Origin of the sequence: Kitasatospora humi (genome assembly GCF_020907985.1) — a bacterium.
Classification (GTDB): domain Bacteria; phylum Actinomycetota; class Actinomycetes; order Streptomycetales; family Streptomycetaceae; genus Kitasatospora; species Kitasatospora humi.
Map to the genome: position 1 here is coordinate 92,536 of NZ_JAJJPA010000011.1, position 22,033 is coordinate 114,568.

Sequence of the window (22,033 nt, forward strand, 5' to 3'; positions counted from 1 at the left end):
GAATCATGGAGGGGCGGTTGTGGATCAGCCGATGGTCACGTTCACCGACATGCCGGCCAGCGCGCCCGCCCGTTGCGCGTCGGTGGTGATCGTGACGTTGTAATAGGTCGCGCCCGGCACCCGGGCCGGATCGAGCCGGACCTCGCTGATCCGACCGGGCACGCTGCGCCCGGTCGCGGGGAAGCTCAACGTGGCCGCCTGGCCCTGGTGCACGGAGGCGACCTGCGACTCGGGCAGCTGTGCGGTGACACTGAGGGGACCGGAGTACACGGTGAGCAGCGCCGAGTAGGTGGCCTGGGTGCTGCCGGCGTTGCTGCCGGGTGCGGCGCTCGGCACGAAGAGCTGGATGCCCGGTTGCTGGTTGACCAGCGTGCCGGACTGCGCCGCCGGGCCCTCGTAGGCGTGCACGCCCTCGGGCCCGACCGTGTCACCGGCGGCGCCCGCGGTGTCGGCGACGATGCCGTCGGCCGGCGCGGTGATCGTGGCCTGCTTGAGCGCCAGCTGATCGGCCGCCAACTGGGCCTGGGCGGAGGCGAGCTGGGACTGCGCCTGGGCGATCGAGGCAGGGGTGAGCGCAGTGCCCTGCGCCGCGACCCGGGCCTGCGCGGCCTGGAGCGTGGCCTCGCTCTGGGCGAGGTTCTGCTCGTCCTGTTGCTGCTGCGCCTGCCCGGTGGACTGGGTCGAGGTCAGGTTCGCCTTGGCCTGCGCGAGTGCGGAGGCGTCCCGCTCGATCTGCGCCTGGAGGTCGTTGCAGAGTTGCAGCTGCCCGAACGGCGTCGCGCTGGAGCTCGGAGCGGGGGTGGGCGCGGGCGCGGAACCGGACGGGGACGGAGGCGGGGCCAGGGCCGGCGAGTGGGAGCGCGTCGGCGTCGGCACGGGCGCAGCCTCCGGCGCGGCAGCGGGAAGCAGCGCGACCGGACCCGGAGCCGGCGTGCCCTGAGCCTGCGGGGCCGGGGCCTGCGGGGGCGGGGCCGGCGCCGAGGCGGTCGGCGAACAGTACTGCGCGAAGCGCGCGTTGTCGTTGTCCAGCGTCGTCTGGTCCGAGGTCACCACCGTGGTCTGCGCCGCCACGTTGTTCTGGGTGCTGTTCGCCGCCAGCGCCAGTGCGCCCTGCGCGGTGTTCACCGCCGCCTGCGCCTTGGCGACGTCCAGCTGGTCCTGGGTGGCCTGGTCGGCGGTGGTCTGCGGGTTGCGGTCCTCCGCGAGCAGCGCGGTGTCCGCGTCCACGGCGGCCTGCGCGGCGGCGACGTTCGCCGCCGCCACGCTGCTCACCTGCGTCGCGAGGACCTGGCCCGCCTTCACGTGGTCACCCGGACGCACCGTCAGCGTCTGCACCGTGCCGGTGTTCTGGAAGTTGAGGTAGTAGGCGTGCTCGGGCGTGACCTGGCCGCTGAAGCTGACCGGGCGCGAGGCGATCGCGTGGTACGTCCCGACGCCGATGCCCGCGCCGACGAGTGCGACGCAGAGCGCCACCGCCAGCTGCTTGACGCTCATCGCCGTCCGGGCCGGCCGGATCTCGCCGACCCCTGCCTCGCCGCTGGCGAGTGCGGCGTTCATCCCGCGCACGGGGCGAGCCGACTTGGCCATCGCCGCCCTCCCTAGCGCAGCGGCTGGGCGGCCGCCGGACCGCCGTCCGTCGCACCGTCAGCCGCCGGACCCGCCGCCGGCGGCAGGTCCGTCAGCAGGTCGTCCGCCGTCGCCATCCCCGACCGCCAGACCGACCGTGCGATGATCTTGCTGAGGTCCACCCGGTGCCGGTAGCGCCGGGCGATCTGGGTGCACTCCTCCAGCAGTCCCTCGGACAGGGTGGTCGGCTCCAGTCCGAGCGCGAGGAACCGGTCGTTGCGCACCACGAGGTCGTTCTCCACCGCCTCGCGGCGCGGGTTGGGCAGGTTCGCCACCGGCACCCCGGTCAGGCTGCTGACCAGTTTGGCCAGGTCGCTGACCCGGTGCGCCTCGGTCACCTGGTTGAAGACCATCGGCTTCTGCCCCGCAGCCGGCGGGTTGGTCAGCGCGATCTCGATACATCGGACGGTGTCGCGCAGGTGGATGAAGGCCCGGGTCTGGCCGCCGGTGCCGTGCACGGTCAGCGGGTGCGCGAGCGCGGCCTGCATCAGGAAGCGGTTGAGCACCGTGCCGTAGTCGCCGTCGTAGTCGAAGCGGTTGACCAGGCGTTCGTCGCGCACGGTCTGCGCGGTCTGGGTGCCCCAGACGATGCCCTGGTGCAGGTCGGTTATCCGCAGCTGGTCGTTGGCGGCGTAGAAGGCGAACAGCAGCTGGTCGAGGGTCTTGGTCATGTGGTAGACCGAGCCGGGGTTGGCCGGATGCAGGATCTCGCGCTCCAGGTCGCCGTCCGGAGTGGGGACCTTGACGGTCAGGTAGCCTTCCGGGATCGGCGCGGAGCCGGACCAGCCGTAGCCGTAGACGCCCATCGTTCCGAGGTGGACGAGCGCCGCGTCGGTGCCGGTGGCGACCAGTGCGACCAGCAGGTTGTGGGTCGCGCGCACGTTGTTGTCGACGGTGTAGCGCTTGGCCTGGGTGGAACGCATGGAGTAGGGCGCGGCTCGCTGCTCGGCGAAGTGCACGATCGCGTCCGGCCGCAGCCGGGTGAGCAGTTCGGCGAGCCGGTCGTACTCGGTGGCCAGGTCGAGCCGGACGAAGTCGATCTCCTGACCCGACACCTCGCGCCAGGCGCGCAGCCGTTCGCCGATGGGACGGATCGGCGTCAGCGACTCGACCTCCAGCTCCAGGTCGATCGCGCGCCGGCTCAGGTTGTCGAGGATCGTCACCTCGTGGCCGCGGTCGGACAAGTACAGTGCGGTCGGCCAACCGCAGAATCCATCGCCACCGAGTACCAGGACACGCATATGCAACACTCCCCGGGAAATGGCCGCAAGTGCGCCGATGGCGCGATGCGGAAAACGGTGCGGACACGTAGGGCCACAGTGCGGGACATGCAGGACGGTGCGACACGATCGCTGCTCCGGCAGGCAGTGCGGTCACTCCGGAAAATGCGCAGCGGCGCTTCCCTGAGCGGCTGCGGGGCGGCGAGCCGAAGTGGGGGGCCGCCGGACGTTCAGCGACTCTGCCAGAAGTTCAGTGACGTGTCCAGTACAGTGAGTGATCCACTCGGCGCGGGCCAACAGCCTTGATCATCATGTCTTGCGGCAGGTCAGGACGGGGCTGGGGGTGGCTTGGCCGGCCATCTGGACCGGTCGGTAACTTTGGCATGTCCCAGCCACTGGCGCAATACGGTCGTAATGATCCTTTTCAAGATCCTTCGTATGGCCACTCAAGATCGCCGTGATCGGGCCTCGCGGAACTGGCACCCGACGATGCGTCAGGTGCCTTTCCGCATCTCGCTCGTGCACGTGAGAAATTATCTCGGGAAGGCTGACATCGAACGAACATCCGCTGTATACCTGAGTACCACTCGACTCAGGAAAGGAATGCTTCATGGAAAAGCCGGCCCGTTCCGACGGGGAATTACGCGCGCTCGCGGAGCGCGCCGGGACCGAGCCCCGGGGCCGGTGACGGACCAGTCATGTACCGCCCCACCACCATCGCGCTGTTCGCCGCGGACGTCGCGCTCCTGCTGCTGATCATCCGGCTGCCGCTCTCCCGGCGCTTCGACGACTCCGACCGCGGTGCCGGACGGATCGTCACCTTGCCGCCGATCCGGCGCCCCTCGGTGGCGCGGGCGCTGGCCTTCCTGCTGGTCGGGGCGGCCGTCAGCGTGCTGATCGTGGCGCTGCGGCACCCGCAGCTCGACCAGGCGTACCGCGCATTGGTCGCCGACACGCTCTCGGCCGCCGACAGCGACTCCCGGCTGACCGCGATGTACGCCAACAGCCTGCCGCCGCTGGTGCCCGCCGCCGTGGTCGGCTACCTCGTCACCATGGCGCTGGTGCTACCCGCCACGATCGGCAGGCGGCTGGTGATCCTGGCGCACGCACCGGTGTTCGTCGCGATGTCCGTGCTCACCGAGGTCTTCACGGCGTTGCTCGGCGCAGCCGCCGGCCTGCCGCTCGGCCCGGTCCCGCTGCTCGCGCTGGTGCTCCAGACCACGCTCGGCTACCTGCTGGTCTACCGGCTCGCCTTCACCTCCTACCGACTGCCCGGCCTGACCCCGCTGCCCAACCTGCGGCGCGGCGACTGGCAGGACAACCTGGTCCTCGCGTGCTGCCTGGTCGCCACCCTCAGCCTGGTCGGCGGCCTCGCGCTGGCGCTCATCGAGCAGGTCGGCGACCATCCCCTCGCGCAGTTCCTGGTGCTGGCCAGCCTGCGCTTCGCGGTCACCGACGTGACCTACGCCCTGCTCGGGCTGGTCCGCCTCTGCACGACGCGCCGTCCCCGCCTGGGGCCGGAGCGCCCGGCCCTGAACGTGATCATCCCGGCGTACAACGAGGCGGCCGGCATCGAGCAGCTGCTGCGGTCGATCGACCGGGCGGCCGAGGCGTACGGCGGACCGGTGCACGTGGTGATGTGCGACGACGGCTCCACGGACGACACCCGCGCCCTCGCCGAGGCCGCCGTGGCCGGCTACCGGCACGCCACCGGCGTGGTGATCCAAGGCGCCCACGCCGGCAAGGCCAAGGCGCTCAACCTCGCGCTGGAGCGCTGCACCGCGGACTACGTGTACCGGGTCGACGCCGACTGCGCGTTGGACGCGGACGCCTTCGTGCACACCATGCCGATCTTCCTCAGCGACCCCCGGGTCGGCACGGTCGGCCTGCTGACCCTGCCCAAGGAGCCGTACAGCACCTGGATCGACCGGATGCGCGCGATGGAGCAGCTCTTCACCTACGGCTACTCGCTCGCCTGCGTCAGCACGGTCGACGGCGTGCCGTGCATCCCCGGCACCTTCTGCGGCTTCCGCCGCGCGCCGGTCGCCGAGCTCGGCGGCTTCGTGCACGGCATGTTCGGCGAGGACGCCGAATTCACCTGCGCGCTGGCCCGGCTCGGCTGGCGCGCGGTGCTGGACCCGCGCGGGGTCTCCTACGAGGACGTGCCCGCCACCGTCGGACAGCTGCGGGTCCAGCGGTTCCGCTGGGGGCTCGGCAACATGATGACCTTCGCGCGCTTCACCCCGTTCGGGCAGGGCGCGCCCGGGCCGCGGTTCTGGTTCCAGCTGCCGCGCGCGGCCGGTGGCAAGCTGGTCTACCCGATCCACTTCTTCGTGCTGATCCTGACCGTCATGTACGGAGTGCTGCACCCGGGCACGCAGCACAACGTGGCGCGGTTCGTGGTCGTCTTCGTACTGGCCCAGCTGCCCGCGCTGCTGCCCCGGCTCTGCGTGATCCTCTACTACCGGCGGTGGCGGCTGCTGCTCTGGGCACCGCTGTTCATCGCCTTCGCGTTCCTCAAGCGCTTCTTCCAGCTTGAGTCGCTGCTGGCCTGCGGCACCCGCCCGGTGCGGCTGCCGGCGGCGATCCGCGCGCTGCTGCCCGCCCCCGCACGAGAGCCCGGAACCCGATGAAGCCCCGGAACCCGATGAGGAGTCCGCGACAGATCGCGGCGCTCGCGCTGCTGCTGGTACTGGCGGCCGTCGCCGCCTACGCCGTGCTGGCCGACCGGAACGCCCACCCGGCCGCCCACGGTGCGCCGACCGGCAGCCCGCCGTCCGCCCTCCCGTCCGCCACCGGCTCCGCCGCCAACGGCACCTCATGGATCGTCAGCGGCAGCACGCTCGACGGCCTGGTTGCCGCCGACCCCGCCACCGCCGAGCTGCTCGACACCCCCGACGCCTACGTCCTCACCGGCGACGCCCACTGGTCAGTCCCCGACGGCTGGCGGAGCACCCCGACCGCGAGCTTCACCAGCTACGCCGCGCTCGAGTCCGCGTTCGCCCGCAACAGCCTGGACCCGCGGATCCGCGCCGTGCTCTACGACAACGAGCACTGGTCGCTCACCCCGCAGGGCGAGCAGGCGGACCCGGCGCACTACGATCAGCTGGCCGCCGACCTGGTCCACCGGCACCACCTGCTCTTCATCGCGGCCCCGGCCACCGACCTGGTCGACCGGCTGAGCCCGCAGACACCGAGCGGGGGCAAGTTCGACGCGTTCCTCCGGCTCGGCCTGCTCGGCCAAGTGGCGCGCTCAGCCGACCTGTTGGACCTGCAGGCGCAGGGCGCGGAGAACGATCCCACGCTCTTCGCCTCCTTCGTCAAGGCCGCCACCGCCCAGGCCCGCGCCGCCAATCCGCGGCTCAAGGTCCTCGCGGGCATCAGCACCAACCCCTCCGGCGCCAAGACCAGCGCCACAGCGATCGACCGCGCCGCCCGAGCCGTGCGCCCCGAGGTCGACGGCTTCTGGCTCAACGACCCCGCCCACTCACCGGCCTGCGACGCCTGCGCGGGGCCGTTCCCGCAGGTCGCGCTCAGAGCGCTGCGGGACCTTGACTAGGCAGCCGACGCCGGGCACCCCGCGCGGGCGGAGCCGGCTGGGCCGGTGGCGACGGGTGCGCTGCGGAAGGCGCGTGCCGGCCCGACCCAGCGGCCCAGCCGCCCGCCGCTGAGCCCCTGGGGACGGACGGGTCGGCCCACCGCAGCACCGATGCGCCGCGGATCCGGTCTTCCACCGCGGTGAAGGACCGAACACGCGGACCGGTCAGTCGGGGCGCTCCCCGGGAACCAGCTCGCTGAGTGCCCGGCGCCGACGGGCGATGCCCCCCGGGTCCCACCCCGGGTGCGGGACCGAAGCGAGCAGCAAGCGCGTGTACGGATGCTCCGGTCCCGCCAGCAGCTCGGGCAGCGGTCGGTGTTCGACCGGCCGGCCCTGCCACAGGACCAAGGCCTCGTCGCAGACGTACCGCACCACGGCGAGGTCGTGGCTGACGAAGACCAGGCCGATGCCGGCCTCGCGGCGGACGTCGGTCAGCAGGTTGAGCACCTGCGCCTGGACCGAGACGTCCAGCGCGGAGACCGCCTCGTCGAGGACCAGCACCGCCGGCTCGACCGCCAGGGCGCGGGCGATCGCGGCGCGTTGCCGCTGCCCGCCGGAGAGCCGGCGCGGGTGCGCGGCAGCCTCGCGGTCGCCGAGGCCGACCTGGGCGAGCACCTCGCGCACCCGGGCGGCGCGGGCCGACCGGTCGTGGTGGCCGTGCAGGCGCAGCACGCCGTCGAGCGTCTCGCCGATGGTCAGCCGGGCGTCCAGGGAGAGGTACGGGTCCTGGTAGACCATCTGCACCGCCTTGGCCCTGGCCAGCCGCGCCGCACGGCCGTGGACGGCTGGTGCCAGCGGCCTGCCGAGGACGCTGATCGACCCGGAGTCCGGGCGTTCCAGGCCGACCAGCATCCGGGCGGTGGTCGTCTTGCCCGAGCCGGACTCGCCGACCAGTCCCAGCGCGCCGCCCGGCGGCAGCGAGAACGAGACCCCGTCGACGGCGAGGGTCGGGCCGTACGCCTTGCGCAACCCGGTGACTTCGAGCAGTGGGGTCACGGTCGGACCTCCTCGGCAGGGGACGGTATCTCGGCCAGCCGCACGCAGGCCGCCGCGTGCCCGGCGCCGTCGGCGCCGTCCACCAGCGGCAGCAACGCCGGCACCTCCTGGTCGCACCGCCCGGCCTGCGCGAAGGCGCACCGGACCGCGAAGGCACACCCCGGCGCGGCCTCGTCCAGTCCGATCGGTGTGCCGGGCACCGGCCGCAGTCGCGCCGGCGGGCCGGTCAGCGGCGGCGTGGACCCGAGCAGGCCGATCGTGTAGGGGTGCCGCGGCCGGCCGAACAGCTCCGCCGCCGTGGCACGCTCCACGATCCGCCCGGCGTACATCACGTACACCCGGTCGCAGGTCGCCGCCGCCAGTTCGACGTCATGGGTGATCAACAGCAGGCCCAGCCCCCGTTCGCGCTGCAGCCGGCCGAGCAGCGCGAGGATCTCCGCCTGGGTGCTGACGTCCAGGGCGGTGGTCGGCTCGTCGCAGAGCAGCAGCCGCGGCTCGCCGGCCAGCGCGCCGGCGATCATGACGCGCTGCAGCATCCCGCCCGACAGCTGGTGCGGGTACCGCCGCAGCTGGCGCTCGGGCTCCGGCAGGCCCACGGCAGCCAGCAGCTCGACCGCCCGCTCCTCGGCCCGGCGCCGGTTCCACCGGCGGGTGAGGCGCAGCGGCTCGGTGAGGAAGTCGCCGATCCGGCGGACCGGATTGATGCCCGCGCGCGGGTCCTGGAAGACCATCGACACCTCGGCGGCCCGCAACGCGCGCAGCCGGCCCTGGCCCGCACCGAGCACGTCCTCCCCGCCGACCAGCACCCGGCCGGCGCGCCGGGCACCCGGCGGGAGCAACCCGAGCGCGGCCCGTGCGGTCACCGACTTGCCGGACCCGGACTCCCCGACCAGTCCCACCACCTCGCCCGCCGCCACCCGCAGGGTGACCGCGTCGAGCACGGGCCGGGCGGTGCCGGGCAGTTCGACGGTCAGGCCGTCGACCTCCAGCAGTGAGGCGTTCACCGCGTCCCCCTCTCGCCAAGTCGCTCGCCGACCACGTTGAACGCCAGCACCGCCACCACCACCGCCATCACCGGCACCACCGCCGAGAGCGGCTGCCCGGCGAGCACGGCCGACTGCGCGCGGTTGATCATCGCGCCCCAGTCCGGCGTCGGTGGTTGCACGCCGAGGCCGAGGAAGGAGAGCGCGGCCAGGTCCAGCAGCGCGTAGCCGAAGTTGACGGTGGACTGCGCGAGCACGGTCGCCGCGATGTTCGGCAGCAGCCCGCGCACCGCGACGTACGCCGGCGCATGGCCCTGGACCAGGTAGGCGGCGATGTAGGGGCGGGTCTTCTCCTGCGCGGTCAGGCCGCGCACCAGGCGGGCGGTGTACGGCAGGTAGGCGACGGCCATGGCCAGCACCGGTGCGCCCAGTCCCTTGCCGAACAGCGCCACGGCGAGGATCGCCAGCAGCAGCGACGGGAAGGCGAAGAGGACGTCGAGCACCCGGCTGATCACCGCGTCCACCCGCCCGCCGCGCCAGCCGCTGAACAGCCCGACGGCGATGCCGCCGACGCTGGAGAAGGCGACGACGCCGAGCGGGCCGAGCAGGCTGGTCCTGGCCCCCTCCAGCAGCGCGGAGAAGGTGTCGTGGCCGCCCTGGTCGGTGCCGAGCCAGTGCTGCGCGCTCGGCCCGGCCATCGTGTCGGCGAAGTCGCCGACCGTCGGGTCCTGCGGAGCCAGCCACGGCGCGAGCAGCGCCACCGCGACGAAGACCACCAGGACACCCAGGCAGACCCGGAACAGCCAGCCGTGGCCGCCGAGTCGCCGAACCATCCGGCCGACGCCCACCCGTACGGTGGCGGTACTCATCGAACACCCCCCGCCCTTCTCGCGACCCGCGGGTCGATCAGCGGATACACCAGGTCGACCAGGGTGTTGACCACCACGAAGGCCGCGACCACCAGCAGCACCAGCGCCTGCACGACCTGGAAGTCCAGCTCGTCGACGCACTGCACCAGCAGCGAACCGATCCCGGACATCCCGAAGGCGGTCTCCACGATGGCGGTGCTGACGAGCATGCCGGAGACCAGCAGGCCGGAGACCGTGACGATCGGCCCGAGCGCGTTGCGGAACACGTGGCGGCGCAGCACGGCGAACCGCGGCGTGCCCCGGCTCAGCGCCACCTCGACGTGCTCGCGGCCGAGTTGATCGAGCATCGCGCTGCGGGTGACCCGGGTGACCAGGGCCATGAAGGTCACCGAGAGCGCGATCGCAGGCAGCACCACGTGGCGCAACCGGTCCAGCAGACCGCTGCCGTTGCCGATGGTCGGGAACCAGCCCAGCTTCACCCCGAGCACGGAGCGCAGCACGATCGCGGCGGCGAACGACGGGACGGCCGCGCCGACGGTGACCAGCAGCAGCACGGCGCCGTCCGTCCGGGTGCCGCGCCGCAGCGCGCCGAGCGCGCCGGCACCGATCCCGACCACGGCGATCAGCACGGTGGCGACGGCGACCAGCAGCAGCGACGAGGGCAGCCTGGACCAGATGACGGCGCCGACGCTCTGGTGGAACAGGTAGGAGCGGCCGAAGTCACCGTGCAGCACCGCGTCCAGCCAGTGCCAGTAGCGCAGCAGGAAGGGCTGGTCGAAGCCGAACTGCCGGCGGATCGAGGCGAGTTCGGCGGGGCTGGGGCTGCGTCCGCGGACCAGGAAGGAGACCGGGTCGCCGGGGGCGAGGTAGAGCGAGGAGTAGACCAGGAACGAGGTGACCAGCAGTGTCACGGCGGTACCGGCCAGCCTGCGCAGCACGGCCAGCGCGAGGCTCATCCGTTGGCTCCGATCTCGGCGGCCCATGGGTAGTAGAGGTAGTCGATCGACGGCTGCAGACCGGTGATCCGGTTGCCGAGGAAGACCGACACCGGCTCGGAGTAGAGCGGCAGCCAGGGCAGCTGGTCCATCGCGATCTGCTGCGCCTTGGCCGCCGCGGCGGCGTGCGCGGCCGGATCGGTGGTGCCGGAGGCCTCGTCGACCGCGGCGTCGAACTGCGGGTCGGACCAGTTGCCGTAGTTGCTGAACGCGCCGGTCCGCAACGAGCCGTACATGTCCAGCGGGTCGGTGATCGAGGTGTACCAGAAGGTCTCGAAGAGGTCGATGCCCTTGCGCGCGGCCGGATCGGTGAACAGCGCGGTGTACTTGTCCGGCGAGACGGTGTCGATCTGCGGCTTCAACCCGATGGCGGTGGCGGCCTGTTCGACGGCCTGGGTGATGATCGTGCTCTGCGAGTCGAGCGGGCTGGAGGCGATGACCACCGACTGGCCGTGCACCCCGGCGCTCGCGGCGAGTTGCTTGGCCTTGGCCGGGTCGTAGGGGTACTGCGGCAGGGCCTTGAGCAGCGGATCGACGGTGCTCTGCGGGCTGTTGTTCCAGTTGTTGCGGGTGATCAGCGAGTCGGCGACTTCACCGATCCCGCCGACGCCGGCCTTGACGATGCCCTCGCGGTCGATCGCCATCAGCAGCGCCTGCCGCACCCGAGCGTCGCCGAGCGGGCCCTGGAGGTTGCCCACCACCTCGTCGGCGACCGTGGTGTTCTGGCCGTAGTAGAGCTTTCCCCTGCTGGAGCCGGCCAGTTGGGCGTAGGAGTCGGCCGGGACCATCCAGCCGCCGTCGACCTCGCCGCTCTGGAAGGCGTTGACCCGGGCGGTCTCGTCGGAGAGGAAGACGAACTTCACCTGCTTCGCCTTGGCGCGCAACGACGCGTCCCAGTAGCCGTCGAACCGCTTGAGCACGAGCGACTGGCCGGGAGTCCAGGAGGAGAAGGCGAACGGGCCGGTGCAGTTGACGCCCTTCGCGGGATTGCCGTAGTCCTTGCCGTCCGCCTGCAGGGTGGCGGCGGACTCGACGGTGCCGGGGCTGGCGGCCATGTACTGGTTGAAGGTGGAGTCGGGAGTGTTGAGCGTGACCGTGACCTGCATCGGGCCGGTCTTGTCCACCGACTTGACGTTGCGGAAGGCGTAGGCCCAGTCGCTGCCCGTGTTCGGGTCGAGGTTGCGGCGCAGCGAGGCGACCACGTCGTCGGCGGTCAGCGGTGTGCCGTCGTGGAAGCGCACGCCGCTGCGGATCGTGTAGACCCAGGTGGTGGGCGTCGGGTTGGTGTAGCCGGTGGCCAAGCCGGGGGAGGTGGTCAGGTCCGGGTTCCAACGCAGCAGGCTCTCGCAGACGTTGGCCAGCACCGTGTTCGGCGGGTAGTCGAAGGAGAAGGCGTAGTCGATCGAGACCGGTTCGGCGAAGAGCGACCAGGTGAAGGAGTCGATGTCACCGGTGCTCGGTGCGGTGCGGGCGGTCAGCCGGTACGCGGGGGAGCCGTCCGCCGAGCCGCCGGGGTGGGCGGTGCCGCTGCACGAGGACAGTGCGAGGGCGGCGAGCGGGACCGCGGCCAGGGCGGCTCCGCGGGATCTTGATGTGGTCAAAGCGGCCTCCAGGAAGTGGCGTTGGGTCAGCTGGTGGCGACGTGGACGGCCCGTCCGTCGACGAAGGTCATCCGGACCTTGGCCGAGCCGATCTCTTCGACCGGGCCCGCGAACGGGTCGCGGTCGAGCACCACCAGGTCGGCGCACTTGCCCGGTTCGACGGTGCCTGTCTCGGCGTCGAGGTGGTTCGCCCAGGCGCTGCCGGCCGTGTAGGCGGTGAAGGCCTGGGTGAGTGTCAGCGCCTGCTCCGGGTAGAAGGGCGGGCGGTCGGCGCCGCCGCCCACGGCCTGGCGGGGCACCGACCGGTTGACGGCGACATGGATGCCCCAGAGCGGGTTGGGGCTGCTCACCGACCAGTCGCTGCCGGCGACCAGTCGCGCGCCGGCCCGGGCCAGGTCGCCGAACGGGTACTGCAGGGCAGCCCGTTCGGTGCCGAGGAAGGGGATGGTGAGCTCGTCCATCTGCGGTTCGTGGGCGGCCCACAGGGCCTGGATGTTGGCTGCGGCGCCGAGGCCGGCGAACCGCTTGACGTCGTCCGGGTGGACGACCTGGAGGTGGGCCAGGTGGTGGCGGTTGTCGTTGGCGCCGTTCACCCTCCGGGCCAGCTCCAGCGCGTCCAGCACCTCGCGCACGGCCCGGTCGCCCAGCGCGTGGAAGTGCAACTGGAAGCCGAGCGCGTCGAGTCGGGGCACGGCTTCCCGGAGCACCGCCGGATCGACGAAGCTGAGGCCCGAGTTGGCGGTGGCGCAGCCGCAGGCGTCGAGATAGGGCTCCAGCATGCTCGCGGTGAAGTTCTCCGCGATGCCGTCCTGCATGATCTTGACGGTGGTGGCGTTGAACCGGCCGATCCGGCCGTGCCGTCGGCGTTCCACCAGCTCCGGGATCTGCTCGGTGCCGCGCCGGCGGTCCCACCAGAGCGCGCCGACCACGCGCGCCAGGAGCGATCCGTCGCGGGCGGCGTCGAGGTACACGGGGTAGTTGTCGGGGTTGCCGGGAAAACTGCCGATCATGGCGTCCTGCCAGGCGGTGACGCCGAGCGAGAACAGGTACCGCTGCGCGGCCAGCAGCCCGGCCCGCGCCTCGGCCGGGGTGGCGACCGGCACGTGCCGGGCCACCAGCTCCATGGCGCCCTCCTGGAGGGCGCCGACCGGGGTGCCGTCCGGCTCGCGCTCGATCCGGCCGTCGGCGGGGTCCGCGGTGCGGCGGTCCACGCGGGCCAGTTCCAGGGCGCGGCTGTTGACCCAGGCGCCGTGCCCGTCGCGGTTGGTGAGCAGCACCGGGCGGTGCGGGACGACGGCGTCGAGCATGGCCCGGGTGGGGATGCCGTCGGGGAAGGCGTCCATCGACCAGCCGCCGCCGCAGATCCACTCGGCCTGCGGGTGCTCGGCCGCATAGGCGGCGACGGTGGCCAGATAGTCGTCGATGCTGTGCTGTTCGGACAGGTCGCAGCGGAGCAACTGCACTCCGGCGACCACGGGATGCACGTGGGCGTCCTGGAATCCGGGTGCCAGCAGGCCGCCGTCGAGGTCGATCACCTCGGTCGCCGGGCCGGTCAACTGCTCGTGCAGCTCGCGCTCGTCGCCGACCGCGAGGATGCGGCCGTCGCGGACGGCGACGGCGGCCGGCACCGGCCCGGTGCCGGTCGCGGTGAACACCCGTCCGCCGCGGAAGAGTGAGTCGGCAGGACGGCGTGACGGTTCGTCAGGAGCCATGGGCGGGTCCTTCCCGAGTGGTGGTGAGGAGGAGTGAAGCGCTGCGCAACGGTGTTGTCAACGGTGTTGCGCGCACCCGGGATCCGGTCGTTACACTGGCGGCACCATGTCGAATACAGCCTCGAACCCGTCCTCCCCGCGGGCTGCGGCGCCCCCCGCCCGCGCGCGCAACCGGCGCTCGGGGAGCCAGCTCAGCCCGGAAACGATCATCGAAGCCAGCCTGCGGATAGCCGCTCGCGGCAGCGCGGACGCCTTCACCGTGCGGCGCCTCGGCGAGGAGCTGGGCGCCGATCCGACCGCCGTCTACCGGCACTTCCGCGACAAGGACGACCTGCTGCTGGAGGTGGCCGACCGCACCCTCGGCGAGGTGCTGGACAGCATCCCCGAGGGCCTCGGCTGGCAGGACCGGATCCGCGCCCTGGCCGACGGCTCGCTCGCGGTCGCGCTCAAGTACCCGGCCGTGGCCTCGGCGATGGCCAGCCGGACCACCCGCCGGGCCAACGAGTTCCGCGTCGTGGAGCTGATCCTCGGCGCGGTCACCGAAGCCGGCCTGACCGGCGCCGAGGCGGCGGTCCACTACCGGATGGTCGGCGACTCGCTGCTCGCCCTGGTCGGCCAGCGTGCTGCCTACCTGCTCTTCTCCGCCGAGGCGCGGGCGGCGGACGAAGCCTCCTGGACCCGGGAGTACCGGCTGGTCGACCCGGTCGCGTTCCCGCAGATCACGGCGGTGGCCGAGGAGTTGGCGCAGGTCACCCAGGACGGGGTCTACCGGGCACGGGTCGAGGCGCTGATCACGGCGATCGAGCGGCGGGCCGCGGAGTTGGCCACGTAGTCCGGCAACGGTCAATCTGCACAACACCGTTGACAACGGCGTTGCGGAGCCGTTCACTCCTGGTCAACCGTTCTCTCCCCCCACAGAGAGGGGTTCTCCCATGGACCGGGAACCTGCCAGATCGAGCATCCAATCCCCCACCACCACCCGCACCGGACTGCCGGACGGTCTCGGCCTCGCCTTCTGGCTGGAGGGCGAGGCCCGACGGCGCGGGATGCCCGTCGCCGAGGTCGCCGGAGAGCGGGCCGAGCGGGCCGAGCGGGCCGAGCGGGCCGGGCGGGCTGAGCGGGCCGGGCGGGCTGAGCCGGCCGCAGGACGGCTGAGCCGCCGGCAGTTGCTCGCCGCAGGCGCCGGTGTCGGCGCCGCCGCAGTCGCTTCGCTGCCCGGCACCGCGCGCGCGGCCGCCGCGCCGAACTCCGTCACCGCGCCGCGCATCGTGATCGTCGGCGCGGGCCTGGCCGGGCTGCGCTGCGCACACCAGCTCTGGACGGGTACCCGACCGCTGGCCGCCACCGTCTACGAGGCCGACACCAGCCACCTCGGCGGCCGGTGCTGGTCACTGCGCGGCTACTTCGCGAACGGCACGGTGAGCGAGCACGGCGGCTCGTTCATCAGCTCCACCGACACCGCAGTGCTCCGGCTCGCCGCCTCCTTCGGGCTCAAGACCGAGTACGCCAACGGCGGTTCGCTGAACTCGGGCACCTACGCCGGCTGGTTCAACGGCGCGCGGTACGACGGCTCGCAGCAGCAGAAGGACTGGGTCGCCGAGGCCTACACCGCCTTCGCCGCCTCCTACGCCGCGATGGGCACCCCGCGCTGGAACAGCGCGACCCCCGAGGCGCAGCGGCTCGACCAGCTCTCCTGCCTCGACTACCTGGCCGAGATCGGCCTGCCCACCGACTCCGCACTGAGCCAGTTGATCCAGTCCCTCCAGATCCAGGGTGGCGGCGAACCCGCGCAGTCCTCGGCGATCAGCGTGATCGGATTCCTGGGCAACTCCTCGACCTTCGACGGCGACCCCGGCTTCGACGAGAAGTACCACCTCGTCGGCGGCAACGACCAGTTGGTCAGCCGGATGGTCGCCCAACTGCCCGCGGGCGCCGTGCAACAGGGCTACCAGCTGGTCGCGGTGGTGCGCGACGGCGACGGCAGCTACAGCTGCACCTTCGACCGCACCGGCGGCGGCGCCCCACCGGTCCGCGTCCAGGCCGACCACCTGGTCCTCGCGCTGCCGTTCAGCACCCTGCGCGCCGTGGACCTGACCGGGGCCGGGCTGACGCCGCTCAAGTTGCAGGCGATCCAGCGGCAGGGCATGGGCCAGAACGCGAAGTTGGTCACCCAGGTGCAGGCGAAGACCTGGTCGGCGCTCGGCTACAACGGCGTCAGCAACACCGCACCCAGCGGCTACCAGACCGCCTGGGACGGCTCGGTCCAGCTCGGACGCAACGGCGGCCCGGCTCTGCTGGTCGACTTCCCCGGAGGGGACACCGCACGCTCGGTCCTCACCGGAGCGGCGCACGGCCCGGCCCCGGCCGCCGACGTGGACTGGTTCCTCGGCCAGATCGAGCAGGTCTACCCCGGGACCACAGCCGCCTTCAACGGCCTCGCCTACGAGGACCGTTGGTCGCTCGACCCGTGGCACCTGGGCTCCTACCACTACTACGAGGTCGGGCAGTACACCACGATCGCCGGTTACGAGGCCGTCCAGGAGGGTCGGATCCACTTCGCCGGCGAGCACACCGACGTCGACAACGCGACCCTCAACGCGGCAGTGGTGTCGGGGGAGCGGGCGGCGGCGGAGATCGCGGCACAAGTCTGAGCCGCAGGTCCTCCAGGCTGTCCACCACAAGTGCCTTGAAGGAGCGGGCGAGGCGGGGCGAACACCTTCAGGCGCTGGCGGGGAAGAACAGCGGACCCGATGATCTCCGGCCGGTTCTTCGACGGTGTTCTGACAGGTGCCAGGCCTTCCGGCGGAACCGGTCGAGGACATGGGTGGGCGAGGAGAGGCGGGCCGGCTCGCCCTCGGCTGCGTGGGGTGCCTCAGCCGGCGACCGGGGCACCCGTGACACGGCGCTCGCCGCCGTTGCGCTGCTGCCAGAGGCGGTAGACCTCGACCGCCTCCTCGCGGGGCCGGTAGCGCATCGGCAGCCGGCGCTGGTCCCAGTCCTTGGCGAACTCCTCGTAGAAGGTGCCCAGTTCGAAGTACTTGCGGTCGTCGACGTAGTGGGGCTCGTAGGCCTCGCGGGTGGTGAGGAAGACGACCTCGTCCGGCGAGCAGTAGTACAGCGCGCCCAGGCACATCGGGCAGGGGTGGGCGAGGACGTAGATGGTGGTGCCGGTCAGGTGCTCGGTGCCGAGCTTGGTGCAGGCCTCGCGGACGGCGAGGATCTCCGCGTGCGCGGTGGGGTCGTTGGTCTGGGCCACCTTGTTGGGGCTCTCGGCCAGGATCCGGCCGTCCTTGACGATGACGGTCGCGAACGGGCGGCCGCCCTCGGCGACGTTCTGGCGGGCGATGTCGATGGTGCGCTGGATGAAGTCCACGGCTGCCCCTTCGAGGTGTCGGCTACGGGATGGGGAGCGGTGGCGGGGCGGGCCGACGGTGACCCGCCCCGCCAAGGGGGTGGGTCAGAAGGGCTTGGTCGGCAGGTACTTGCCGTCCAGGGTGATCACGGCGCGCTCGCCGCCCTCGGGGTCGGCGACCTTCTTCACATCCAGCTTGAAGTTGATCGCGGAGATGATGCCGTCGCCGAACTGCTCGTGGACCAGGGCCTTGAGAGTGGTGCCGTAGACCTGCAGCATCTCGTAGAAGCGGTACATGGTCGGGTCGGTCGGGATCCGGTTCGGCATCGAGCCGCGGACCGGGATGGTCTGCAGCAGCGTCGCCGCGTCGCCATCCAGGCCCAGCAGCTCGGCGACGGCCTCGGCGGACTTCTCCGGCAGCGGGTGCTGGCCGAGCACGGCGGCGGTGGTGAAGGCCACCGACAGGCCGGCGGCGTCGGCGACCTGCTGCCAGGTGAGGTCCTTACGGGTCTTGGCCGCGACGGCGGTGGCCGCCAGGGCCTCGCGAGCGGTGGGGTCGAACTGGGCGTGCACCATGATCTGTACGTCCTTCTCTCAGTGTGCTACTTCACGGGCGGGCGGGTGGGACGGGGTGGGGTGGCGGGACGCGGAGTTGGCGCGCCACCGCAGGCGGGGAACCGGAGCCGGGGGAGGGGTCAGGCCGCCAGCACGGGGTCGGCGGTGCTCAGCTCCTCGACGCGACCGGTGGGGATGTCGTACACCCAGCCGTGCAGGGCGACCTCCCGCTTCGCCAGCGCACGGGCGACCGAGGGGTGGGTGGCCAGGTTCGCCAGTTGGGCGAGCACGTTCTGCCGCACCAGGGCGAGAACGCCACTGCCGGCGGTGGCACGGGCCCGGGAGGCGTCCGCGTGCCGCAGCCAGGCGGCGACGGCCGGGGCATGGCTGAGGTCGTGGCCCTGGGCGAGGGCGGTCATCGCGCCGCACGCGGAGTGGCCGCAGACGACGATGTCCTTCACGCCCAGTGCGGCGACGGCGTACTCGATGCTCGCCGCCACCCCGTCGGCCACAGGACTGTGGGCGGGCACCAGGTTGCCGGCGGTTCGGATGACGAAGAGGTCACCCGGGTCGGTGCCGGTGATCAGCTCGGGCACGACGCGGGCGTCGGAGCAGCTGATGAACAGCGTGTGAGGTGCGTGATGTGTGGCCAGACGGGCGAAGAGCTCCGCCTTGGCCGGGAAGACGTGCTGCTGGAAACGGGCGACGCCCGCGGTGAGGTCCTGCACGGGTCACTCCCTTCAGGTGGTGGTCCGCCCTTGTGGGCCGGTGAGATCCACCATGCATGACCTGCGTCTATAGAGTCCAAGAGCCATTAGCCATGGGAGCTATAGGTCATATCTATAATCCTTCCCATGGCTGTTCTCGAACTGCGCCACCTGCGCTATCTGCTCGCCGTGGCCGACCACGGCAACTTCACCCGGGCCGCCGAGGAACTGCACATCTCGCAGCCCACGCTCTCCCAGCAGATCAAGCAGTTGGAGCGGACCCTGGGCACCCGGCTCCTGGACCGCACCGGCCGCACGGTCCGGCTCACCGACGCCGGTGCCGTCTACACCGACCACGCCCGGCGCGCGCTGCGGGACCTGGCTGCCGCCGAGCGCGCCATCCACGACGTCAAGGACCTCTCCCGCGGGCAGCTGCGGCTGGCGGTGACGCCGACGTTCACGGCCTACCTCGTCGGTCCGCTCGCCGCCGAACTCCACACCCGCCACCCCGGCATCGCGCTGACCGTGCGGCAGGCGAGTCAGGACCGCATCGAAGCGGGCCTGCTGACCGACGAGTTCGACCTCGGCATCGCCTTCCAGGGCCGCCATCTGCCCGGCGTCACCGCCACCGCCCTGTTCACCGAGGCGCTCACCCTGGTCACCGGCACCCGGTGTCCCGCTGCCGACCAGGCCGGTCCGCTACCCGTGAGGGGCCTCGCCGACCGGCAACTCGCGCTGCTCAGTGGCGACTTCGCCACTCGCGGTCACATCGACGGCTACTTCGCACAGCACCGTGTCAGCCCGCGCATCGCCGTTGAGGCCAACTCGGTCCAGGCCCTCACCGAGATCGTCCAGCGCACCCCGCTCGCCACCGTCCTCCCCGACGCCGTCACCCACGAGCACCCCCGCCTCGCCCGCGTCGTCCTTGACCCGCCCCTCCCCACCCGCACCGTCACCCTCCTCCGACGCGCCGACGCCTACCAGAGCGCCGCCACCCGCGCCTTCACCGACCTCACCCACGACTTCGTCCGCACCCGCGGGTACGCACAGCCGTCCTGAGCGCCACTTCGATCGCCACCCCGTCCGGGCACCGCCGTCGTCGACGTTCAGCGGATGCCGCGACCGAATGGGTCCGCCACCGGGTTCGCCGAGGCGGGCGGCTGGGCGCGGCGGCGCTGGGTCGAACGCCTGAACCAACGCCGCCGCAACGCTGCCCGAGTATCGGGCGCCGATGCGCGACCGGAGCCCGACCGCACCCACCACGGTGAACGTCCGGGTGCTGACCTACGGCCACCTGACCCCCACCTTCTCGTCCAACGAGTACAGCTACACCGGATGAGCCGGTGGAGTGGAGACACGATGACCGGCCGCTCAGGACGGGCCGGCGGGCCCACCTGTACCACTGAAATCGTCATGGCGCGGTAGGTCCTCGCAAAAGTCACCCTCTTGAGTGGATCTGCTTCAGGGAGGACTGCTGCAGCGAGCGCGGGCCACGAGCCTGGGACGAGTGTTGAGTGATCGGCCTGCGGCTGGTGCCGGCTCGTGCGCGGCAGGGTGAAGCCTTGCGGGAACGCCGCAGGGAGGGCCCGAGCAAGACCTGACGCGTACCTGGCTCGCGCGCCAAGTGCACTGAGGGACAGTCTTTTTGACTGACCATCAGCTATTCGTCAGCCCGCTATGCTGCTGCCGCTCTCAGCCTGCTGAACCACCCTTCGCACCAGGTGGCGTGGGCCGGCGCGGGCAGCCGGCCGCCCGCCTGCCTGCAGTCCGCCCGTGCCCGCGGAGCCGGCCGCCCGCGCTGCCCTTTCCGTAGCCCATTCGACCGTTTGAGGATGCTGATGCTTCGTGCCGGATCGTCCCCCGGAAGTCGGCTCGCCACTGCCGTCCTGGTTTGCCTCACGCCCGCGGTCGTGATGGCCGCCACCGGTGTTCTTGCCGCGTCGGCGGCATCCCCTGGAACGCGGACCGGGATCGTCTGGTGCGGTTTGGTGGGAGCCGCCGGGGCGGTCGTCGAGACCCTGCGCCGCCGGCACGCCGTCGCCGTCGTGCGCGAGCAGTGCGCCCGGCAGGAGCAGGAGCTGCTCCGGCGGCTGGCGCGGCAGGAAGCCGGAATGGTGGAGCTGGCCCGAGTCGCGCTGCCCGAGGCGATTGCCAGGCTCCAGCGCGGCGACTTCCCCGATGACGTGCTGACGGCGTTCGAAACGACGGACACCGTCGCCGGCCCGGAGTTCCACCAGGCCCGGCTGGCGGTACTCCGGGCCGTCCTCGAGGCCGTCGACAACGAGGAGGGCATGCGCGAGTCCGCGCAGCGGGCGTTCGTGAACATCGCCCGCCGCGTGCAGGCGATCGTCCACCGGCAGGCGGTGGACCTGCGCGCCATGGAGGACCGGCACGGCACGGACCCGGCCGTCTTCGAGGATCTGCTGCGCCTGGATCACGGGAACGCGCTGGTCGGCCGGCTCGCGGACAGCATCGCCGTGCTCGGCGGCGCCCGCCCCGGCCGGCAGTGGAACGCGGCCGTGCCCCTGTACAGCGTGTTGCGCGGGGGCATGTCACGGATCCTGGACTACACGCGCGTCGAACTGCACCCGGTGTCCGACGTCGCCATCGTCGGCCCGGCGGTCGAACCGCTGATCCACGCGCTGGCGGAGCTGCTGGACAACGCGACCCGCTACTCCCCACCGCAGACCCGGGTCCATCTGACCGCCGTCGAGGTGCAGACCGGCATCGCCATCGAGATCGAGGACGGCGGCCTGAGCCTGGGTGAGGAAGGCCGGGCGCGTGCCGAGCGGATGCTGCACGAGGCGCAGGCCGGCCTCGACCTCAACGACCTCGGCGAAACGCCGCGACTGGGCCTGGCCGTGGTGGGCAGACTCGCGCACGCCTACGGATTCCAGGTCTCGCTGCGGCCCTCCGCGTACGGTGGCGTGCGTGCCGTGCTGATCGTTCCTCAGCACCTCATCACCACGGCACCGGCCACCGGTCGGGCACACGGTCTCGGCGGCATGGCCTCAGAGTCCCGGCCGGCCCCCGGTACCGCGATGCCCTCGACGGCCGGGCCGCGCCGTCAGGGACCGGCGACGGCACCGGTTCCCGCAGCACGCTCGTCGCACCGACCCCTGCCGCGCGCCACGGCGGAATCCGAGCCGGCAGGGCCCGATGCCGTTCCGGTGGTGGGTGACCGGACCCCCAACGGCCTGCCGCAACGCCGCCGGCACGCGGCACCGTCCCGCGCGGGAGCGCCGACCCGTGCCCAGGTCCGCGAGCCGGCCCCGGAACCGGTCCAGCCCGGTATGTGGCTCGCCGCATTCCACGACGGGGTGAACGGCCGTGCGCCGTCCACCGCGACCGGCGGCGGCCACACCAGTGAAGAGTCCCCAGGGAAGGGGGAGCAGTGAGTCAGCAACGGAGCAACATGGACTGGATGCTCAGGGACCTGGCGGAGGGCGTCCCGCACACCCGGCACATCGTCCTGCTCTCGGCCGACGGCTTGCGGATGGCCCAGCACGGTACCGACCCCGACACCGCCGACCGCCTCGCCGCCGCCTGCGCGGGCCTGCAGAGCCTGGCCGCCGCGGTGGGACACGAGTTCCCGCACGGCGATGGCCGGATGCGGCTGGTGGTGATCGAGGTGAGCGGCGGCTTCTTCTACCTGATGGCGGCCGGTCCCCGCGCCTACCTCGCGGTCCTGGCCGACGAGGGGGTGGATGCCGGTCTGGTGGGGCAGCGGATGCGGGATCTGGTCGCACGGATCGGCGAGCACCTCAGCGCGCCCGTCCGCAGCAGCGAGCCGACCGCGTGATCGGGCGAACCGGCCGG

At 72.1% G+C, this 22,033-nt stretch carries 18 protein-coding genes; 7 read left to right on the plus strand and 11 right to left on the minus strand.

The features are described 5' to 3' along the window. Positions 1–24 precede the first annotated feature (24 nt). Together LN042_RS37265 and LN042_RS13885 are read right to left on the minus strand one after the other, a co-directional pair. Positions 25–1,587, minus strand: a complete 1,563-nt coding sequence (locus LN042_RS37265) for an HlyD family secretion protein (RefSeq protein ID WP_283843719.1) — start codon at positions 1,585–1,587, stop codon at positions 25–27. 11 nt (positions 1,588–1,598) lie between these two features. Further along, the gene (locus LN042_RS13885; RefSeq protein ID WP_230051487.1) at positions 1,599–2,867 is read right to left on the minus strand and encodes an NAD-dependent epimerase/dehydratase family protein; all 1,269 of its coding nucleotides are present in this window, start codon (positions 2,865–2,867) and stop codon (positions 1,599–1,601) included. Between the two features lie 677 nt (positions 2,868–3,544). On the opposite strand from LN042_RS13885, the gene LN042_RS13890 reads away from it, so the two are divergent. Then, on the plus strand, positions 3,545–5,479 hold the full coding sequence (locus LN042_RS13890) for a glycosyltransferase family 2 protein (protein ID WP_230051488.1): 1,935 nt from the start codon (positions 3,545–3,547) through the stop codon (positions 5,477–5,479). Positions 5,480–5,493: 14 nt separating this feature from the next. Beyond that, entirely contained in the window at positions 5,494–6,405 is a 912-nt protein-coding gene (locus LN042_RS13895) for a hypothetical protein (RefSeq protein WP_230051489.1), read from the plus strand. A gap of 204 nt (positions 6,406–6,609) precedes the next feature. Here the strand turns inward: LN042_RS13895 and LN042_RS13900 are convergent, their stop codons facing one another. From LN042_RS13900 to LN042_RS13925, 6 genes are read right to left on the minus strand one after another with little or no spacing between them, the layout of a single operon-like run. After that, positions 6,610–7,440, minus strand: a complete 831-nt coding sequence (locus tag LN042_RS13900; RefSeq protein ID WP_230051490.1) for an ABC transporter ATP-binding protein — start codon at positions 7,438–7,440, stop codon at positions 6,610–6,612. Further along, entirely contained in the window at positions 7,437–8,444 is a 1,008-nt protein-coding gene (locus tag LN042_RS13905; RefSeq protein ID WP_230051491.1) for an ABC transporter ATP-binding protein, read from the minus strand. Before LN042_RS13905 ends, LN042_RS13900 begins: the two co-directional genes overlap by 4 nt. Next, positions 8,441–9,292 carry an ABC transporter permease gene (locus tag LN042_RS13910; RefSeq protein WP_230051492.1) on the minus strand — a complete coding sequence of 284 codons (852 nt, stop codon included), beginning with the start codon at positions 9,290–9,292 and terminating at the stop codon, positions 8,441–8,443. Before LN042_RS13910 ends, LN042_RS13905 begins: the two co-directional genes overlap by 4 nt. Then, positions 9,289–10,248 (minus strand): ABC transporter permease, encoded by a 960-nt coding sequence (locus LN042_RS13915; RefSeq protein ID WP_230051493.1) that lies wholly within the window; start codon positions 10,246–10,248, stop codon positions 9,289–9,291. Before LN042_RS13915 ends, LN042_RS13910 begins: the two co-directional genes overlap by 4 nt. Next, complete coding sequence (locus tag LN042_RS13920) at positions 10,245–11,888, minus strand: ABC transporter substrate-binding protein (RefSeq protein WP_230051494.1); 1,644 nt, start codon at positions 11,886–11,888, stop codon at positions 10,245–10,247. Before LN042_RS13920 ends, LN042_RS13915 begins: the two co-directional genes overlap by 4 nt. A 26-nt stretch (positions 11,889–11,914) precedes the next feature. After that, positions 11,915–13,600: an amidohydrolase gene (locus LN042_RS13925; RefSeq protein WP_230051495.1), complete on the minus strand. Its 1,686-nt coding sequence runs from the start codon at positions 13,598–13,600 to the stop codon at positions 11,915–11,917. 106 nt (positions 13,601–13,706) lie between these two features. On the opposite strand from LN042_RS13925, the gene LN042_RS13930 reads away from it, so the two are divergent. Continuing rightward, positions 13,707–14,432, plus strand: coding sequence for a TetR/AcrR family transcriptional regulator (locus tag LN042_RS13930; RefSeq protein ID WP_230051496.1), 726 nt, complete (start codon positions 13,707–13,709; stop codon positions 14,430–14,432). Between the two features lie 100 nt (positions 14,433–14,532). Next, positions 14,533–16,251 carry a flavin monoamine oxidase family protein gene (locus LN042_RS13935; RefSeq protein ID WP_230051497.1) on the plus strand — a complete coding sequence of 573 codons (1,719 nt, stop codon included), beginning with the start codon at positions 14,533–14,535 and terminating at the stop codon, positions 16,249–16,251. 221 nt (positions 16,252–16,472) lie between these two features. Here the strand turns inward: LN042_RS13935 and LN042_RS13940 are convergent, their stop codons facing one another. The 3 genes from LN042_RS13940 to LN042_RS13950 form a co-directional block, all read right to left on the minus strand. Beyond that, positions 16,473–16,973: a nucleoside deaminase gene (locus LN042_RS13940; protein ID WP_230051498.1), complete on the minus strand. Its 501-nt coding sequence runs from the start codon at positions 16,971–16,973 to the stop codon at positions 16,473–16,475. An 84-nt stretch (positions 16,974–17,057) separates the two neighbouring features. Next, complete coding sequence (cynS, locus tag LN042_RS13945) at positions 17,058–17,528, minus strand: cyanase (RefSeq protein WP_230051499.1); 471 nt, start codon at positions 17,526–17,528, stop codon at positions 17,058–17,060. A gap of 119 nt (positions 17,529–17,647) precedes the next feature. After that, positions 17,648–18,235 carry a carbonic anhydrase gene (locus LN042_RS13950; protein ID WP_230051500.1) on the minus strand — a complete coding sequence of 196 codons (588 nt, stop codon included), beginning with the start codon at positions 18,233–18,235 and terminating at the stop codon, positions 17,648–17,650. A 126-nt stretch (positions 18,236–18,361) separates the two neighbouring features. On the opposite strand from LN042_RS13950, the gene cynR reads away from it, so the two are divergent. The 3 genes from cynR (at position 18,362) to LN042_RS13965 (ending at position 22,016) form a co-directional block, all read left to right on the plus strand. After that, positions 18,362–19,273 carry a transcriptional regulator CynR gene (gene cynR, locus LN042_RS13955; RefSeq protein WP_230051501.1) on the plus strand — a complete coding sequence of 304 codons (912 nt, stop codon included), beginning with the start codon at positions 18,362–18,364 and terminating at the stop codon, positions 19,271–19,273. A 779-nt stretch (positions 19,274–20,052) separates the two neighbouring features. After that, positions 20,053–21,612 carry an ATP-binding protein gene (locus LN042_RS13960; RefSeq protein ID WP_372495734.1) on the plus strand — a complete coding sequence of 520 codons (1,560 nt, stop codon included), beginning with the start codon at positions 20,053–20,055 and terminating at the stop codon, positions 21,610–21,612. Between the two features lie 17 nt (positions 21,613–21,629). Beyond that, entirely contained in the window at positions 21,630–22,016 is a 387-nt protein-coding gene (locus LN042_RS13965; protein ID WP_249801031.1) for a roadblock/LC7 domain-containing protein, read from the plus strand. Positions 22,017–22,033 lie beyond the last annotated feature (17 nt).